The 17,763-nt window shown below is 62.5% G+C and carries 14 protein-coding genes; 4 read left to right on the forward strand and 10 right to left on the reverse strand.

Going from position 1 to position 17,763, the window contains the following annotated elements; genetic code table 11:
• Positions 1-65 precede the first annotated feature (65 nt).
• Positions 66-455 carry a double zinc ribbon domain-containing protein gene (locus VIO10_RS14235; protein WP_331965553.1) on the reverse strand — a complete coding sequence of 130 codons (390 nt, stop codon included), beginning with the start codon at positions 453-455 and terminating at the stop codon, positions 66-68.
• A 469-nt stretch (positions 456-924) separates the two neighbouring features.
• Here VIO10_RS14235 and nuoB point away from each other — a divergent pair, with 469 nt between their 5' ends.
• The 3 genes from nuoB to VIO10_RS14250 are packed head-to-tail and all read left to right on the forward strand — an operon-like array spanning position 925 to position 4,395.
• Complete coding sequence (gene nuoB, locus VIO10_RS14240) at positions 925-1,461, forward strand: NADH-quinone oxidoreductase subunit NuoB (protein ID WP_331965556.1); 537 nt, start codon at positions 925-927, stop codon at positions 1,459-1,461.
• A 27-nt stretch (positions 1,462-1,488) separates the two neighbouring features.
• Entirely contained in the window at positions 1,489-2,799 is a 1,311-nt protein-coding gene (gene nuoF, locus VIO10_RS14245; RefSeq protein ID WP_331965559.1) for an NADH-quinone oxidoreductase subunit NuoF, read from the forward strand.
• Between the two features lie 9 nt (positions 2,800-2,808).
• Positions 2,809-4,395: a 2Fe-2S iron-sulfur cluster-binding protein gene (locus VIO10_RS14250; protein WP_331965561.1), complete on the forward strand. Its 1,587-nt coding sequence runs from the start codon at positions 2,809-2,811 to the stop codon at positions 4,393-4,395.
• Between the two features lie 123 nt (positions 4,396-4,518).
• Here VIO10_RS14250 and VIO10_RS14255 read toward each other — a convergent pair whose 3' ends face one another.
• From VIO10_RS14255 to VIO10_RS14295, 9 genes are all read right to left on the reverse strand, one after another.
• Positions 4,519-4,833: an Hpt domain-containing protein gene (locus tag VIO10_RS14255; RefSeq protein ID WP_331965564.1), complete on the reverse strand. Its 315-nt coding sequence runs from the start codon at positions 4,831-4,833 to the stop codon at positions 4,519-4,521.
• Positions 4,818-7,709, reverse strand: a complete 2,892-nt coding sequence (locus tag VIO10_RS14260; protein ID WP_331965566.1) for a hybrid sensor histidine kinase/response regulator — start codon at positions 7,707-7,709, stop codon at positions 4,818-4,820. Before VIO10_RS14260 ends, VIO10_RS14255 begins: the two co-directional genes overlap by 16 nt.
• A 239-nt stretch (positions 7,710-7,948) precedes the next feature.
• The gene (locus VIO10_RS14265) at positions 7,949-9,481 is read right to left on the reverse strand and encodes a hypothetical protein (RefSeq protein WP_331965569.1); all 1,533 of its coding nucleotides are present in this window, start codon (positions 9,479-9,481) and stop codon (positions 7,949-7,951) included.
• Positions 9,482-9,581: 100 nt separating this feature from the next.
• A complete protein-coding gene (locus tag VIO10_RS14270; protein ID WP_331965571.1) occupies positions 9,582-10,313 on the reverse strand; it encodes an alpha/beta hydrolase in 732 nt (243 codons plus the stop codon).
• A 41-nt stretch (positions 10,314-10,354) separates the two neighbouring features.
• Positions 10,355-11,563: an efflux RND transporter periplasmic adaptor subunit gene (locus VIO10_RS14275; RefSeq protein ID WP_331965574.1), complete on the reverse strand. Its 1,209-nt coding sequence runs from the start codon at positions 11,561-11,563 to the stop codon at positions 10,355-10,357.
• Between the two features lie 2 nt (positions 11,564-11,565).
• Entirely contained in the window at positions 11,566-12,729 is a 1,164-nt protein-coding gene (locus tag VIO10_RS14280; protein ID WP_331965577.1) for an ABC transporter permease, read from the reverse strand.
• A gap of 1 nt (position 12,730) precedes the next feature.
• On the reverse strand, positions 12,731-13,870 hold the full coding sequence (locus tag VIO10_RS14285) for an ABC transporter permease (protein ID WP_331965580.1): 1,140 nt from the start codon (positions 13,868-13,870) through the stop codon (positions 12,731-12,733).
• A 14-nt stretch (positions 13,871-13,884) separates the two neighbouring features.
• Positions 13,885-14,613, reverse strand: coding sequence for an ABC transporter ATP-binding protein (locus VIO10_RS14290; protein ID WP_331965582.1), 729 nt, complete (start codon positions 14,611-14,613; stop codon positions 13,885-13,887).
• A 179-nt stretch (positions 14,614-14,792) separates the two neighbouring features.
• Complete coding sequence (locus VIO10_RS14295) at positions 14,793-16,148, reverse strand: MFS transporter (protein WP_331965584.1); 1,356 nt, start codon at positions 16,146-16,148, stop codon at positions 14,793-14,795.
• 28 nt (positions 16,149-16,176) lie between these two features.
• Between VIO10_RS14295 and VIO10_RS14300 the strand changes: the two genes are divergently transcribed.
• Complete coding sequence (locus VIO10_RS14300; RefSeq protein WP_331965587.1) at positions 16,177-17,745, forward strand: alpha/beta fold hydrolase; 1,569 nt, start codon at positions 16,177-16,179, stop codon at positions 17,743-17,745.
• Positions 17,746-17,763 lie beyond the last annotated feature (18 nt).

A 17,763-nucleotide genomic window follows, 5' to 3' on the forward strand; every position in this document is an offset into this window, starting at 1 on the left:
CGAAGCCCTGAGCGCAGCCGAAGGGGAAGAATCCCGGTCGCTTCCTGACCGCGTGCCTGTGACTGTTACCCTTTCTTGAGCAGCGCGCCAATGAGCGCGAGCACACCGAACGAGATAATTAGCGCCGAACCCTCGACCGCCAGATCGGCCAGCGCCGCGCGCGGACCCGCGACGTAAACCCGCATGTGGTTCGGATGGAGCAGCCTCGGAACCATCACCAGCCTTGCGCCGCACTGCCGGCAGATTTTCTTGAAGCCCCACTGCATCGGATACCCGCATTCCGGGCATGAAAGCGCGCGCCGGTTCATCACGACGTGGTGATACTTGGCCGGCGCCGGCCGCTGCCATTGAGGGAATCCGGATTGACCGGCGGTTAACGGCGCGCCGCAATGGCCACAGAAGCGGGCATTGGGGAAAAACGCCGCCGCGCCGCAACGCGGACAGGGTGGATTCATGAGATTGCGCCCCCGGCCGAGCCAGTGGTGCGGTTGGCGCCACGGCAGAGTTCGGAATCGCTCTCCGATGTCCCCCTCGTGCAGAAGCTGAGGCCTTGCGGGTATGGAACCAAGGTTGAGTCGCTGCTGCCCCCCTCCACAGGCTTCGCTACCCGGCAGCGCTGTTTGGCGCTCATCTTGTTCATCCGCCGGCGCGCGCGCCGCGCCGCCCCATCTCGCTTGCGTCAATGCTGATACTGGGCCTCTATGCTCAACGTTGAGCATATACAACCGCGGCGCATTTGCGGTTCGCGCAGTGGGCGCCGGGGCCTCTGACCATTGCCGCCACAGCCGCAGCCACAGCCCGGCAGTGCAATTTTCCCTTCACTCAGAGCGGCCGTTTCATTAGGATTCGTTGACGCGCCGAGGCGATGCTTGCTAGCCTTCAACCGTAGCGATCTAAAATATATATCGAGCGCCAGAGGCATCGATGGCATTAATTAAAAGCGGACTGGAGTCGTCCAAGGGCGAGGAGATTCTACTCGGCGACACCGCGGTCCTGACCCGGCTGGACAAGGCTCTTGGTTGGGCGCGAAAATTTTCGATTTTTCCGTATCCGTTCGCAACCGCCTGCTGCGCGATGGAGTATATGTCGCTGTCGATGACCCCCTACGACATCGACCGCTTCGGCGCGCTGCTGCCGCGCTTCACTCCGCGCCAGGCGGATTTGCTGATGGTGATTGGCACCGTAACGATTCGGCAGGGGCCGATTTTGCGCCGCGTTTACGATCAGATGGCGGAGCCCAAGTGGGTGATGGCGTTTGGCGCATGCGCGTCGACCGGCGGCTTCTACGACAACTACGCGACCTTGCCCGGCATCGACAGAATTGTCCCGGTTGATGTGTATGTTCCCGGATGCCCTCCGCGGCCGGAAAGCGTGCTCGATGCACTGATGGCGCTGCAGCGGAAAATCCAGGGCCAGAAGCAGAAACTGATGGCGCTCAGCGACAAGCATCAAGCCGCCTGAGCGGACGACGGAAGCACCCGGATTCACATGGAACGGATACTGACTCGCTGGCTGGATATCCCTGATCTTCGCAAGCTCGAGGTGTACGCCGGCAACGGCGGCTACCAGGCGCTGCGCAAGGCGCTGTTCGAGATGAAGCCCGAGGAGATTATCAACGAGGTCAAGAACTCGAATCTGCGCGGGCGCGGCGGCGCGGCGTTTCCGACCGGGGTGAAGTGGAGCTTCATTCCGAAAGAATCGAAGAAGCCGGTCTATCTATGCTGCAACGCCGACGAGAGCGAGCCCGGCACGTTCGCCAATCGCTACGAGATCGAGTTCGATCCGCACTGCATCATCGAGGGCATCGCGATCGCGTGCCGGGCGGTCGGCGCCCATAGCGCATACACTTACCTGCGCGGTGAGTTCACCGTGCAGAAGAGAATTCTCGACGCGGCAATCGCCGAGGCCTACGCCAACAACTACCTGGGCAAGAATATCCTCGGCTCGGGCTTCGACCTCGACGTCTTCACCCATCGCGGCGCCGGCGCATACATCTGTGGCGAGGAAACCGGGCTGCTCGAATCGCTCGAAGGCAAGCGCGGGTATCCCCGCAACCGTCCGCCGTTTCCCGCGATCCAGGGCGCGTTCGGATGCCCGACCGTGGTCAACAATATCGAGACGCTGTCGAACGTCCCGCACATCATCAACCGCGGCGCCGACTGGTACAAATCGATCGGTCCCGAAAAGAGTCCCGGTCCCAAAATTTTCTGTCTCTCCGGTCACCTCAACAAGCCGGGATTGTACGAATTGCCGATGGGTTTTCCGCTCAAGGACATGATCTACGATGTCGGCGGCGGAATCCTCGACGGCAAGGCGCTCAAGGGCGTCATCCCCGGCAGCTCGTCGTTTCCGATCTTCACCGCGGAAGAAGCCGTCAAAGTCAACATGGATTTCGAGTCGGTCCGCGCTGCCGGTTCGCTGATGGGAACCGGAGGCGTGATGGTGATGCACGAAGACACCTGCATGGTCGATGCGCTCAAGACGATCGCGCATTTCTACCATCACGAGTCATGCGGACAGTGCACGCCGTGCCGCGAAGGATGCGGGTGGATCGAAAAATTGCTGATCGAGCTGGAAGCGGGGCGCGGCAAGATGGAAGATCTCAAGGTCCTGGTCGATGCCGCGTCCAACATGGAAGGCAACACCATTTGCGTGCTCGCCGACAGCCTCTCGATGCCGGTGAAGAGCTTCGTGCCCAAGTACCGCGACGAATTCGAGGCGCACATCAAGCTCGGCCGATGCCCGTTTAAGGATCGTGACGGCAAGGCGGGCGGCCTCAGCGCCGCGGCCGGCCACTGAGATTTTCAGATGCCCAAACTCACCATTGACGGCAAGGAAGTTGACGCTGGCGCCAACCTGAATCTCATCCAGGCGGCCGAACTCGCCGGCGTCGAGATTCCTCATTATTGCTATCACCCCGGCTTGACCATCGTCGGCAACTGCCGGATGTGCCTGGTCGAAATCGAAAAGGCGCCGAAGCTCCAAATCGCCTGCAACACGCGGGTCGCCGAGGGGATGGTCGTCCATACCAAAAGCGACAAGGCCAAGGCCGCGCAACAGGCGGTGCTCGAGTTCCTGCTGATCAACCATCCGATCGATTGTCCCGTCTGCGATCAGGCCGGCGAGTGCAAGCTGCAAGACTACTACATGGATTACGATCAGCAGCCGTCGCGCTTTCCGTTGCCCAGGAAAAATCACAAGGGCAAGGCGATCGACATCGGCTCGGGCGTGATGCTCGATCAGGAGCGATGCATCCTGTGTGCGCGATGCACCCGGTTCTTCGATGAAGTGACGAAGACCTCCGAGCTGGCGATTTTCGGGCGCGGCGACCATAACCGCATCGACATCAATCCCGGCCAGCCGGTCAACAACAAGTACGCCGGCAACGTCGTGGACATCTGCCCGGTCGGCGCACTCACCGAAAAAGAATTCCGCTTCCGGATGCGCGTCTGGTACCTGCATCGCACCGCGTCGGTATGCGGCGGATGCGAGCGTGGATGCGCGATCGACATCCACCACCATCGCGGACGCATCTACCGCTTCAAGCCGCGCTTCAACCCCGGCGTCAACAGCTACTGGATGTGCGACGAGGGCCGTCACAGTTTTCCCGCGCTGCAGAACGAGACGCGCCTGACGTCGCCGCTGGTGCAGCAGAAGGACCAGCTGGTAGCCGAGCCCTGGGGCGAAGGCATCCGGCGCGCAGCGTCGATCATCGCGGATTACAAGCGCCAGTACGGCCCCAATTCGATCGCGGCGGTGGTCGATGCGCAGTCCAGCAACGAAGAAGCGTTCGCGGTGAAGCAGTTGATGAAGACCGCGATCGGATCGGATCGAATCGCGACGCTCAGTTGGTCGCCGCCGGAGGTTAGTGGCGATGACGACTTGCTGATCCGCGCGAACAAAAATCCCAACGCGCGCGGACTGGCGGCGCTGGCGCTCCCGGCCGACGGACTCGACGGACTCGCAGCCGCCGTCGCATCGGGTGAACTCAAGATGCTGATCGCGATGCGCGCCGACCTGGTCGGGAAATTGGGCGAAGAAGAGTTCGTCAGGCGCTTCGGCGCGCTCGACTACATGCTGGTGCTATCTACAGACGCCAACGAGACCTGCCAGATGGCGAACCAGGTCTGGCCGATCGCGGCGTATCCCGAAATCGACGGCAGCTTTACGAACTTCAAGGGCCGCGTGCAACGAATCAACGCGGCGTTCCCGCCGCCCGGCGCCGCGATCGCCGCCATCGAGGCAATTGCGAGGCTCGGTCATGCGCTCGACGGCGTCGATCGTCCGAGCACGGCGAACGCGGTGTTTGCGTCGATGGCTGCGGCGGAGCCGGCCTTCAAGGGCCTCAGCCTGGCGGCGCTGGGCGAGCACGGCGCCGACTTGGCCGGAAACTGAACAGCGCCAAGTCCAGCTTTCGATTCAACTGCCGCGGGTGAAAGGAAGTCGCGGACGCGGGGTCGCTTGACTCCGGCAGACTCCGCTCGGGATGACGGAGAAGAAGGCAGTGACGCGGCCGCGCTAATCCTCGGACGGCTGGAACACTATCTCGAGACGATCCATGTAGTTGAGCAACTGGCGGGCAAGCGTCACCACTGCGCCGTCGTCGTGCAGCGCGGCGGCTTGCTCGAGCGAGCGGCCCATCTCGGTCATCGTTTCGAATCCGTAGCTGCCGCCTTCGCCCTTGATCCGATGCGCGATGCGGCCGATCTCGGCGTAGTCGCGGCGCGCATTGGCGTCGAAAATCGTGATGATATCGGCGCGCTTGTGCGTTAGGAACCCCGGGATCAGGTCGCTCAGGCTCTCGTCCACTTCCACTATTACTCGGTCTGGCATGCTCCCTCCTTGAGATCGATGAGGTCTGCCCGCTGGTGGTCCAACGGGTTTGCTTCGATCGCGCCGCGAATGACATCGAGCAGCGTCGATTTCTTGATCGGCTTGATCACGTGAGCGTCGCATCCGGCCGCCTTTGTGCGATGCGCCGCTTCTTCCAGCGCGGATGCCGTAAGGGCCACGATTGGAGTGCGGCGGCGATTGTTCGCCCGCTCCCAGCCGCGAATTCTGGTGGTCGCCTGGTAGCCGTCAACGATCGGCATCCGGATATCCATCAGCACCAGATCGAACTTCCCGGCGATGAATTTATCGATCGCCTGCTGGCCATCTTCGGCTTCTTCGAGACGGTAGGGCGTTTTTTTCAGATACGCCCGGATCAACGCGCGGTTATCGGGCGAATCGTCGGCGATAAGGATTTGCAGCGGCCGATCGAGTATTGCCGAAGAGGTTGATATCGGCGCGATTGCCGGCGAAGCTAAGCTGTCGCCGCGCGGTACGACGGCCACTCCCTCGCACGCTCGCGCGACCACTGCGAACAACTCAGCGCGCCGCACCGGTTTGACGATATAGTTGTCAACCCCGATCGCACGCAGGCGCCCAACCTTGCTGGTCAGGTCATTGGTGCTGATCATCATCACGATCTGCGGCCGCCCGGGCATACCGCCCATAAGATCTTTGGCGACGTCGAATCCGCCCGGCACAGGCATCGTGCTGTCGAGCAGTATGATCTGGAAGCACGATCCCCGCGAGCCGTCGCTACCAAGTACGGCCAGCGCCTCCGTTCCCGATGATGCCTGAGTCACGTTCGCCCCTTGCGCTGTGAGCAGTTCCGAGAGAATCGACCGGCTATCGAGGTTGTCATCGACCAGCAGAATTCTTACGCCGCCGAACGCCCGTTTCGGCGGCCCCGACGGCGCCGGCTTGGCAGTTGCCGTCCCAAATTGCGCGGTGAATGAAAACGCGCTGCCTATTCCAGGTTCGCTCGCTACCTCGACCTTGCCGTGCATCAGCGCGACCAGCCGCGAGACGATCGCCAGCCCGAGTCCGCTGCCGCCGTAGGTTCGCGTAGTTGAAGAATCGGCCTGGGTGAATGCATTGAACAGCAGGTGGAGCTTGTCGGCTGGAATTCCGATTCCGGTATCGGTCACCGTGAACTTGAGCCCGCCCGCAGTGGTGGAGTTCCGGTCGGACTCGACCAACACCAGTACCTGTCCGCGCTGCGTGAATTTGATCGCGTTGCCGACCAGGTTGATCAGGATCTGCCCGAGCCTGAATGGATCGCCGAGCGCGAGCTCCGGGACTTCCGGCGCAAAACGCACCATCAGCTCGAGGCCTCTTTCATGCGCGCGAATCGCCAGCGTTTCGAGCACCTTCTCGGTCACGTCTTTGGGATCGAATTCGACCGCCTCGAGGCTGATGCGCCCGCTCTCGACCTTGGCGAGGTCAAGGATGCTGTCGATCAGTTGTAGCAGCGCGTGGCTGTTGCTGATGACAGTACTCAAATATCTTCGCTGCTCATCGCCGAGTTCCGTTTCCATCAGCAGATCAGCCATCCCGAGAATCGAGTTCATCGGGGTGCGAATCTCGTGCGACATGCTCGACAGGAACTCCGACTTGGCCCGCGACGCGGCCAGCGCTGCCTCGCGCGCGCCGACCAGTTCGCGCTGCGTCATCTTGAGGTCGGATATTACGCGCGAAATAGCCAGGCAGCAGAGCTGTCCGTGCAGCTCCAGATTTACCGCCGAAATGAGCACCGGCCGTTCGGAACCGTCCTTGCGGCGGATTGCCACCTCAAGGTTGCGGACTTGGTTGGTCCTGACAAGTTGATCGGCGAAGGCAATCATTTCGTCCGGATGGATCCACATGTTGAGCTCGGAGAAATGATGGCCGATGGTCTCTTCGCGCGAAAATCCGGTCGCCCGGGTGAATTCCCGGTTGACATCGATGTAGGTGCCATCGATTCCGCTCAGCGCCATACTGTCGAGGTTGGCATCGAAGAGTTTGCGGAAGGTTTCTTCGCTGTTGCTGAGGGCCTTTACCTGCCGGGATAATTCCTCGCGCGTCGCCAGCAGCATCGACTCGCTGGCCTGCAGCCGCTCGCGATCGCTTTCCAAGGCGGACGCGGCTTGCGCGCGCAGCTCCATCTCGCGCCTGAGCAAGCGATGGTTCTCGGCCAGCGCCGCCAACTGCTGGGCCAGTTTTTGGCGATAGCGGGCGAAATGGACCGCGCTCCGTTGGGACAGCAGCGCCGCGCTCACCACAATCGTCCAACTGAGCGCGATCCGCGGATTCGGATCCGCGGTTTCCATCGAGTACCCCAGCAACGCCAGCATTCCGCTAACATAGAATACTGCCTGCCAACGCGGACTCCATGGAATCAACGCGGCTGAGCCCAGGAAAGACAGCAGAATCGAAGCGACCAGTACGTCGGCGTCGCTATTGATCACTCCAATCCACGCCGTGATCGCCAGAAACGATGCACAGATTGCCACTGCGATCGCGCGGTCGTTGCGCATCGCACGCGGGGAGAAGGTTGCCATGAGCGCAACCAGACCCAGCAACATGCTTGCGTTATGAAGCGGCAGAGTTCGCGCGAAGGTTTGCGGATACTGCACGCTGTCAAGCACCGTGTATCCAATCTGAAATGCTATGATCGCGAATGCCGCCGCACGCAGTATCGGCAACAGCGCCGCGGAGTTGTCGCCGCCGCCCATCGCCAGCGTCATCGCTTCGCCAGCACCGCCCGCCGGTTCCAGTTCAATACTGTCAATCCTGGCGGGAAATGCGTCACCGGTGGCCGGCGCAGCCGTACCGTTGGCTAAGTGGCGCGGCTCAGCCTTCCCCAAGCTGTCGGCGCGCGGATCGATCTGATGGTCCACACGTTAATAGCAAGTCCAATGCCTCCGCGGAGCGCGGCAACGAGTTGCTATCGCAGCCTGAGGTTGGTTTCGGTCGCCGAATTTTGTCGCAGTCGCGGCGGGTGTCCCAAAATGCGTTGCTCGCGACCCATCCGGCAACAGGCGGTCAGCGCCGTCTCAAAAAACATGACTGGGAGTGTTGCTGAAGCGGGGGTGCGCAGGTCGTGAGTCTGCCGATGTTTTTCCCGACGACGGAAAGCTCAAGGAAAATAGGTGCTGGCAACCTTGCCGCCGATGGGCGCCTCGATAGGCAAGGCGGCTCGTGCGAAAAGTGCCGCGGTCTCATCGCGATAGAGCAAATGCCAGCGTCGGTCCTTGCTGACGACTTGATAACCGTTGGTGTGCGGGCCGATGAGCACGAAGTCGTGAGGAAACGCGTCGAGCACGCCATCCGCGCCCTCCATTGCGTAGAAAAAGATTGCATATTGGCGGATCAGCCGGTCCGGATAGACCAGCTCGCAGCGTCCGTCGATAAAGACCCGGCTGTCATTACCCATGTGCCAGGCCAGGTACGCGCCCCATTCGTACTGGTTAAGGATGTTGCCGTGAAGGCGATTGCGTTCCATGAATGCGACCGCACCGGCAGGCACGGGCTTCCAGGTCTTGAGCCGATTGGAAAAAGTTCCGCCCACCAGCGCGAGCAAGAGCGCCGAAATCGCCAGTAGCGCCGGCGCCGGTTCGTTACTGAACGTCGTCGGCGGCGGGTCAACATATCCGAGCTTGATTGCTGGTGCGGGTTCCAATGCCAAAGCGCCGTGGCGCGCCAGCGGAATCGCGAGCGCGATCACCGCCAGCGCTACGTTGCGCGCGGCATAGAAGGCGGCGCCGATGAAGGTAGTCGCGACCGCGATTAAGGCCGCGTCCCCCAGTTCGGGAGCCACCGCAACTGCCGCGATAAACCCGGCAAACAGCAAGATCGGGGCAGCATACTGAAGCAGCTCGGGCTTGGATTCGCGCCACATGAATAGCAGGGTGTCCGGCAACGGCACCCAGTCATTGACCACCTGCCGAATCAGCGGATCGGAGATCGAATGAGCTACGCCCGTCCACAAGCCCACTGCGAACGGATTGAGAATCGTGGCGCCCGCGCATCCGAGCGTGACCAATCCCAGCCGGCGCGCCGAGGTCTTGCGGTCTGCGTCGCCAAGGCCCTGGATGAACAAAACCGCAACCGCAATGATCATCGCGCCAAGTCCTATCGTGTAGCCGCCGTGAAGATTGGCCCACAGCGCGAACATCGGAATCAGCGGCCACAGCATTGCCCCGCCTCGATAAACCTCGATCGCGACTATCGTCATCACCACGCTCAGCATCATGAAGCTGAAGAGCTGAGGCCGAAATTGCATCTGAGTCGCCAGCGCAACGGCGACAAGTATCAGGCTCATCCTTTGGATCCGGCTCGACGCGCCGGTGGCGGAAATCCCGATCGCCAATGCCAGTATCGTGATGCTCGCGCAGAGCAGTTTCAGGAGCTTGAGGCCGAATACGCCCAGATGCGCGTAACTGAAGGCCAGCGCCACCTGCGCCAGCCATTCGTGATTGCGCCAAGGCATTCCCGCCGCGCTGTAGGAGTAGGTATCGAAGCGCGGAATATGGCCGGTGCTGAGGATCGTCTGACCGGTCAGAATGTGGATCCACAGGTCTGGATCGGCGAAGTTGTCAGCCGTCGCGAGCGCGATCGAAAGCACCATGGTCCATCGCGACGCCGCCCGCCAGGTCAACCTCGCCGACATGATATGAGCGCCCCGATCATGGGCGGCATGAGCGCCCAACGACATCGATTGCCGGGAAGTTGATCGCACCCACCACTCGCTCACAGCGAGGGCGCCTGCATCAAACGCCGCTCGCCAGCTCGTGCAGCGCCCGCGCGCATTCCACCGGATGCGTGAACATCACCTCATGTCCGCTCTTGACGAACTTGAGCGTTGGATTCCTGAGCCGGCTCGAAAAGTAGGGATGCCAGTTGGGTGCGCCCGCGACCGGCGTCTGGTCGTCTTCGCAAACGATATAGCTGCTGGGAATTCCGGTGGCGAAGTAGGGCGTCATCGCCACCGGCGCGAGCAGGGGCGCCAGCGGCTGCGGACCCAGCGCCGAGATCACGTATTCCCGAAGTGCAGGCGCCATGTCGTTGGTCAGCCCGTCGAGAAATTTCTTGCCCATCATCTCGATTGTATTCGATCGCTCCGGCAACGAATCGAGCACCGCCGCGAACGGCGACGTCGCCGGATCCACGCTCGGCTGCCCGTCGAGCGCCACCATCGCGGTGACCCACACCACGCGCTTGATCCGCGACGGAATTTTCGCCGCGACGCCGGAGATCGTGATCCCGCCGAGACTGTGTCCCGCGAGCACCACGTTTTTCAGATCGTGCCGCTGGATAAACTCCGCGACGCTGTTGACGTAGCTGTCGAGCGTCACCTTCGTGCGATCGGTGCGGTTCATGCCATGCCCCGGGAGATCGACCGCGTAGGCTCTGTCGCCCAACCGCTCGAGTTGATTGATCACCGCGGCCCAGCACCATGCGCCATGCCACGCGCCATGCACCAGTACAAACGTTTCAGCCATCTTTCTTCCTCTCTTTTTCCGACTCGTGGGCGGGCCGCTGCCTACGCCGCCACCGGCGTGACGGCCTGTCCCTCCTTGAGCGTCGCCGGCGGCACCACTATCACCATCTCGCCGCCGCTGAGTCCCTGCCTGACCTCGACGCCTTCCTGGAAGTCGCGCCCGAGCACGACCGGGATCAGATGCGCTGTGTCGCCGCGCACGACCCAGACCGAACGGGCGCTGCGCTCAGTGACGATCGCCTTCTTCGGCACTAGCACCATCGGCGCCGCCGCGGTCTGCGTCATGATCGATTGGAAGGTAACCTTGGCGCTCATTTCCGGCTTGATGATCTTCAAATCGGGCTGAAGGATTCTGACTTCGACTTTCACGGTGCCTTTCTGGCGGTCGGCCTCCGGATAAATCTTCACGACCTGCGCGGGAAACGGATCGTCGGGGTACGCGTCCGGGATCACCGTCGCGGGCGTTCCCATCTTCACCTTGGCGATATCGCTTTCGTTGATATCGACTTCGCAGCGCAGATCGCTCAAGTCCGCAAGCTGCGCGATATCGGTGGCGCCGCCGCCGGCCTGGATTTCTCCGCCGTAGTTAATCGTGTCGCCGAGTTCGCGATACTTCTGCAGCACCACGCCGTTGATTGGCGAGGTGATCACCGTCTGGCTGACGTTGAACTTTGCGAAATCGATCGCGCCATCGGCTCTTTTGAGCTCCGCCTGCGCCACCGCGAGCTGATTCTCCGCGTCCTCGAGCGAGTCCTTCGATTGCACACCTTGCCGGTAGAGTTCCCGCAGGCGCTGCGCGCGCGACTTCTTCAGCACGAGGTTGGCCGCCGCCAGGTCGCGATCCGCGTAGGCCTGCTTCAGTTGCGCCTGGTAGTCGCGATCGTCGATCCGCGCCAGCAGGTCGCCGACCTTGACGCGCTGCCCTTCCTCGATCGGCTCGGCGACAATCTGGCCGAGAATCTTGGTGCCGATCACGATGTACTTGTGCTTGGTGATGATATAGCCGCTGCCGGTCAGCACGGTGCCGGCCTGTCCCGCCTGTTTCACCGTGACGATCGCGGTTTGCACTTCGGGCGGACGGCCAATCGTCCGCTGATAGACGGCGTATCCCGCCGCGCCGGCCACCGCGACAATCGCGAGCACGATCGCGGCCGGGACGATTCTGCCCGGCTTCTTCGGCTCGGCCGCGCGCGCAATCCGCAGCGACTCGAGCTCGCGGATATTGGGCCCCCGGGGTGATTCGGTGGACAAGGTCAAACGCTCCTGAGCGCATCGACGATCGACATTCTCATCGCCTGTCGCGCCGGCAGCCAGCCCCCGACCATGCCCATCACGGCGGCGAAGATCAGCGCCTCGATCACTATTGCAAAAGTGACGTGGAAGCTGAACGCCAGGGTCGAGAAGGTGACAAAGTTGCCGAAGGTCGAAGTCAACCCGTCTATCGGCATCGCCAGCACGATTCCAATCGCGCCCGCCGTCACCGCCAGCACCAGCGACTCGAGCAGGAACGACGTCATCACCGCGATTGGCGCGAAGCCGAGCGCGCGCAGCGTGCCGATTTCAGTGGTCCGCGACGAGACCGCCGCGTACATCGTGTTCATCGCGCCAAAGATTGCGCCGACCGCCATGATTACCGCGACGATCATACCGAGCACCCGCATCTGGTTGGCGACCACCGCCTGGTCCTTGTAGTAGTCCGCCTCGGTCTGGGCCTGCAGATTGATTCGCGGATCATCCGCCACCCGCCGAATCAGCGCATCGGTGTCCGCGCCGGGCGCAAGTTTGAGGCGCACGTCGGCGTAATACGCGCCGCGCTGCGCATCGTCCTGCACATTATGGATATCGCCCCACACCTCCGATTCGAACGAGCCGCCCGCGTCCGTCATTATCCCGACCACCTTCCAGTTGCCGCGCCCGAAGCGAAGCGTCGAGCCGAGCGTCATGTTCGCGTAATGCCCCATCAGGCCCTTGCCGACGATCACTTCGTTGACCGATGGATTGAACATCCGGCCTTCGACGATCTTCACCTTGGGATGGACCTTGAGCGCGATCGGCAGAACTCCGCGCACCACGATATTGTCGCGTCCGCCGCCGATGCGTTCCATCAGCGCCTGCACCGGCAGCTCCGGCGACGCGTCAACCTCGCCGTCGGGCTCGCGTCGGATCTGCGGCAGGAACTTCATCGCGTCGAACTGATCGAGCTGGATGGCGGAATAGGTCTCGGTGGTCGCGCCTTTGCGCAGCACGATTACGTTGTCCGGGTCGCCGGTGTCGGAAATCGCCGAGTTGAGTCCCGCCACCAGCGCCATCACGATCACGAACACCGCCACCACCAGCGCAATTCCGCCGCCCGTCATCGCGGTCGAGACGCGCCGCACCAGCAGCGAACGCACGTTGTACTTCAGCGGTATAGCCATCTCAGGCAACCGTCCTCAGCGCGTCAACGATATTGCGCCGCGCCGCCGAGCTGGCAGGCGCCATCGCGCTGAACAGCCCGATCAATACGGCCACGACCAGGGTCTCGGCCGCAATCGCCGGCTGCATGTGGATCGAGCCGAGCGGGCCCGCCGCATTGCCGACCGAAAACAGTTTCAGCACGATATACGCTGAGCCGCATCCGATAATCCCGCCGGCCAGGCCGATCAGGACCGACTCGGCCAGCAGCATCGACAGAATCGTGCGCGCGGGAAATCCGATCGAGCGCATCACTGCAATCTCGCCGCGCCGCTCGCGAATCGACATCGCCGCCGTGTTGGCCGCCACCAGTCCTATCATCAGCACCACGATAAATCCCAGCAACTCCGCCATCCTGAAAAACGTGCGGTACTGGTCCATGAAGCTGCCGATAAACGACGCCTCCGACTCCGACAACGTCTCCGCCGACGAGTTGGCAAAGCCTTCATCGATCGCCGCTATTACCTGCGGCACATTCTCAGGCTTATCGATCTTGACCCAGATGTTATCGACCATGCCGGGACGCCCGGCCGCCTCTTCGAGGTAGTCGCGCCGAAAGAGCAGAAAATTTGGGGGCGCCTTGCCGCTAAACGTGCCCACAATAATCAGCGTCACGTTGAACGGGTAGAGCGTCCCGCGCAGCTGGATCTGCTGTCCGAGGTGCAGATGGAAGCGCTTCATCGTATCGCCCCCGACCAGGCACGCGGTGCGGATCTTCTTGAACTGCTCGAACTGCTCCTGGCTGATTCCGTAGTCGGGCCACATCAGATCGACCTGCTCGGGATCGACCGCCAGGTTCGGAAACTCATCGTAAACTTCATGGTACACGCCGCCGAACCAGCTCTCCGCCACCACCACCTCGACATGCGGGACGCTCATGATGCGCTGCTTGTAGGCCTCCGGAATCGGGTAGGCCAGCCCCGCCTTGTTGTGCGTCGCGATGCGGGTGGACGACGCCGTGTCGCTGAGGATCTGGTTGGCCGCGGTCGGGACGCTGACCAGCGCCGAGAAGATAAACAGCGAGACCGCGATCGACAGCACGGTCAGAATAGTGCGGCGCTTGCTGCGCACCAGATTTTTTAACACCAGCGCCGTGTACTTCACGCTAACTCACGCCTCTAGGCACGCGCCGCCGCTTCCGCCGACGCGCCGCGCTTGCCCGGCTCGACCCCGGCGAGCACGCCCTTGTCGAGCCGATAGACGGTATCGACGTAGCGCTCGGCGCGGGGATCGTGCGTGACCATCACGATCGTTTTCTGGAACTGGCGATTCATATCGACCAGCAAGCCCAGGATTTCCTCGGCCGACTTCGCGTCGAGATCGCCGGTGGGCTCGTCGGCGACGATGATCGTGGGATCGGCGACGATCGCGCGCGCAATCGCGACGCGCTGCTCCTGCCCGCCCGACAACTGGCGCGGATAATGGTCCATCCGGTCCGCCAGTCCCACCACCCTAAGCGCCGTCTCGACATGCTCGCGGCGCTCGGCCTTGCTGAGATGCGTCAGCAGCAGCGGCAATTCGACGTTCTCGAACGCGGTCAGCACCGGAATCAAATTGTAAAACTGGAACACCAGCCCGATATGGCGCGCGCGCCAGCCCGCCAGCTCGCGCTCCTTCATGCCGGTGATTTCCTCGCCGCCGACCGCCACTCGTCCGCCAGTGGCGTGATCGATTCCCGCGATCAGGTTGAGCATCGTGGTCTTGCCCGATCCCGACGGCCCCATGATCGCCACGAAGCGTCCGGCCGGGATCTGCACGGTCACGTCGTCGAGCGCACGGACCTCGAACTCGTCGCGCTTGTAGATTCGGGTCACGTGTTCGAAGTCAATTGCATACTTTTCGTCCATGAGGTTATGCCTTTTGAACCCGATGCCGGTTCATTTTGCGCCAGCGGCGGTGCGGGTCGGTTTGAGCCGCGATGCGGGCCGCGACGTTTCATATGTATTTCACGTTTCACTTGCGCGCAAATCAGGGTGCAGCGATCCCACTACGGATGATTCTGCCGGAATTGTAAACCCACCAGCGGCTACTCTTGCTTGCGGTCTTCGCGCTCGTTCAGCTCCTCGGGCGGGTGGACGTTGCGAAAGAATATGTAGAAGAGAACCGTGTTCAGACCCTGCATCACGGCCGCGAACTCCAGCGGCAGCGACAGCATCAGATGCTCCATGAAGTAGCCGGCCATGTATGGACCCACCGCCGAAGTGACTTGCGATGGAAAGCTGGCAAGGCCCGATGCGCTCGAGCGCTCGGCCGGGTCAATCACTCCCATCAGATAAGACTGCCGCACCGGGATCGAAAGCACGTTGAACACGGCGCGGATGCCGTAAACCAGAGCGGCCAGAGCGAAGGTCGGCATCAGCACGACCGCGAACATCAACACGGTCGAGACCGCGCGCGTGGCAACCACCGAGCGCACCGAACCCATCCATAGCGCGAGCCGCCCCGCCATCAGGTAGGGGATCGCGGTGGCCATGTTTATCGCGAAAAACACCCCGGCCAACTGCGCCGAATTCACTCCGAAGCGGCGGTAGAACCAGTACACCACTATCGGCCCGAGCATCCCGATCGCCAGGCCGTTGGTGGCGTTGGTGATCATGAAGCGGACCACCAGCCGCCACGAATTGGGCGAGAGCCCGAGCACCAGGCGCTGGCGCGGGCGCGGGCGCTGCGGTTGGCGCGCGAGCTCATCGGCCAGTTCAAGCTCGAGCACGCGGTTCTCGTTGATCGGAAAAACCGCCAGCGCCATCGCGACGCCGAGCACGCCCGTCGCCACGAACAAAATCCGGTAGCCGGTCAACTCGTCGATCCCGGCAAAATGCCGCAGCAGGGACGGCAATGCCGCCAGCGCCGAACCCACCGCCCCGGCCACCACGCCGACGAATGAGAACGCGCCGAAGACGGTGGTGCGGTTGTAGTCCGAGGCGTGCTCCGCCACCAATGCCTGCACCGCGGGATAAAACGGCCCCCATGCACCGCCCGCCAGCGCTCCGCCGCGGCCGATCGAGCCAATCGCCGCGAACGCCACGATCCACACGAAGCTGTGCGCAAAGCTGAATCCGAACGCGCCAAACGCGAGCAGCAGCGATATTACCACCAGCAGCGGTTTGCGCCCGAAGCGATCGGCCAGCAGCCCGACCACGGTTGACACCACCGCCGCCTCCACCGCTGACACCGCCAGCAGCAGGCCGAGCGCTTCGGCGCCGTAGCCCAGCGCCACCAGGTAGAGCGGCAGGATGATCCCCAGGTAGCCCTGCGAGAGGCTGCGCAGCACGCGCAGCAAGAACAGCCACATCAGATCGCGATTGAGCCACGAAATGCCGCCCCATCGCCGTCCAAGCCCGCTTCGATCGGGGCTTTTGTTTTCATCGAATTGGTAGTTCACTTAAAAAATAGAAATCCGGGTGGTCAAGATGAAAATTGCTCGCATCATAGTAATCGGTCTCGCAGTCCTATTCATCCTGGCGATCGCGCGGCTGGCGCGGTTGGAAAATGGCGGACCCTCGCACACGTTGATCATGCTGCCGGGGCAGGAACCGGCCACGATCTACATCCCGGGACCGGAGCGGCCATTCTACATGCAGCGCCCCAAGCCGGTGGGCGAGCGACCGCCGGCGGTCGTGCTGATTCACGGCTTCATGGCGGATCGCAAGCTGATGAGCGTGCTCGCGCGACGGCTGGCGGAGAATGGTTACGCGGTGCTGGCGATCGACGTTGCCGGGCACGGCGAGAATCGCAATCCTTTCGGTGGCGGCGTAGGCGAGGCCGGCAGCCTGCGCGACGACGTGAAGCAGGCGGTCGATTATCTTCGCGCCAACCCGTTTGTCGATGGATCGCGAATCGTCGTGATGGGGCATTCGATGGGCGCGGGCGCGGCGCTCGACTACGCCACGCACGATCCCGATCTCAAAGGCGCGGTGATGATCTCGGGCGGCTGGCAGCTCGGTCCGGAACGTCCGAAAAATGCGCTGTTCATTTTTGCCGAGCGCGATCCGGCCGATGCAATTCAGGATCCGTCGGTCGAGCTGGCGTCGCGTCTGGCGGGCGTGGCGCAAATCGAGCTTGGCAAGACCTACGGCGAGTTTGCGCAGGGCAGCGCGGTCGAAGCGATCCGGGTGCCGGGGGTCGATCACATAACCATCGTCTATTCGGCGGCGGCGGCCACCGCGATCGTGCGATGGCTCGATAGCACGTTTGGAATCACCAGAACCGGCGCGATCGAAGTTGCAGATGCGCGGCTGGGGACAGCCGGATTGGCGCTGTTGCTCTTTGTGATTCTGCTGGTGCCGATGGGCAGAGTCTGCGGCTCGATGGCGGCGTATTGGGCGGGCGAGCGGCCGGGACCGAGCGGATGGATCGGACTGCTGATCCTTGGCGGCGCGCTGATCGCAGCGATGCCGCTGGCGGCGGCCGACCCGGCGTCATTTGTGCCGGTGGTGGTCGGCGACATCCAGCTCTCATGGTTCGCGGTCGCAGGGCTGATCATGGTGGGCGTGCTGGCGCTGTCGCACCGGCTTGATTGGTACCGCATCCGCGAGGGCGCCGGCGCCGCAATAGCCGCCGCGGCAGGGGGTTTCGCGGTGGCCTACGTGTGCCAGATCGCGATGTCGGTGGCGTTCCATTACCAGTCGCTGTCGCCCGAGCGGCTGATGGTGATGGCGATGGCGGCGGTGCTGCTGTTTCCGTTCTGGATGGGCTTCGAGTTGCTGGTGCGGCGCGGAGGAGCGGCGATCTCGACGGTATGCGGCGTGCTCGGCCGCATCCTGATCGTGGTTTTGATGACGGTGGGCGTGAGCCTGGGAGTGCTGCCGTACTTCCTGATGCTGATCCTGCCGATCATCGTGCTGAATTTCGTGATGATCGAAATATTCTCGGCGTCGGCCTACAGCGCGTCGCGCAATCTGACGCTGATCGCGGTTTTCGAAACGCTATGGTTCGCGTGGCTGATCGCGGCGGCGAGCCCGATAACTTTTATGTTTTAATTTGCGGAACCCACCGTG

Source organism: Candidatus Binatus sp. (assembly GCF_036567905.1).
Classification (GTDB): Bacteria; Desulfobacterota; Binatia; order Binatales; family Binataceae; genus Binatus.

What these genes read in the sequence shown, in the direction of transcription:
- VIO10_RS14235 (WP_331965553.1), bottom strand. Translation starts at nt 455, where the DNA reads ATGAATCCACCCTGTCCGCGTTGCGGCGCGGCGGCGTTTTTCCCCAAT.
- nuoB (WP_331965556.1), top strand. Translation starts at nt 925, where the DNA reads ATGGCATTAATTAAAAGCGGACTGGAGTCGTCCAAGGGCGAGGAGATT.
- nuoF (WP_331965559.1), top strand. Translation starts at nt 1,489, where the DNA reads ATGGAACGGATACTGACTCGCTGGCTGGATATCCCTGATCTTCGCAAG.
- VIO10_RS14250 (WP_331965561.1), top strand. Translation starts at nt 2,809, where the DNA reads ATGCCCAAACTCACCATTGACGGCAAGGAAGTTGACGCTGGCGCCAAC.
- VIO10_RS14255 (WP_331965564.1), bottom strand. Translation starts at nt 4,833, where the DNA reads ATGCCAGACCGAGTAATAGTGGAAGTGGACGAGAGCCTGAGCGACCTG.
- VIO10_RS14265 (WP_331965569.1), bottom strand. Translation starts at nt 9,481, where the DNA reads ATGTCGGCGAGGTTGACCTGGCGGGCGGCGTCGCGATGGACCATGGTG.
- VIO10_RS14270 (WP_331965571.1), bottom strand. Translation starts at nt 10,313, where the DNA reads ATGGCTGAAACGTTTGTACTGGTGCATGGCGCGTGGCATGGCGCATGG.
- VIO10_RS14280 (WP_331965577.1), bottom strand. Translation starts at nt 12,729, where the DNA reads ATGGCTATACCGCTGAAGTACAACGTGCGTTCGCTGCTGGTGCGGCGC.
- VIO10_RS14290 (WP_331965582.1), bottom strand. Translation starts at nt 14,613, where the DNA reads ATGGACGAAAAGTATGCAATTGACTTCGAACACGTGACCCGAATCTAC.
- VIO10_RS14300 (WP_331965587.1), top strand. Translation starts at nt 16,177, where the DNA reads ATGAAAATTGCTCGCATCATAGTAATCGGTCTCGCAGTCCTATTCATC.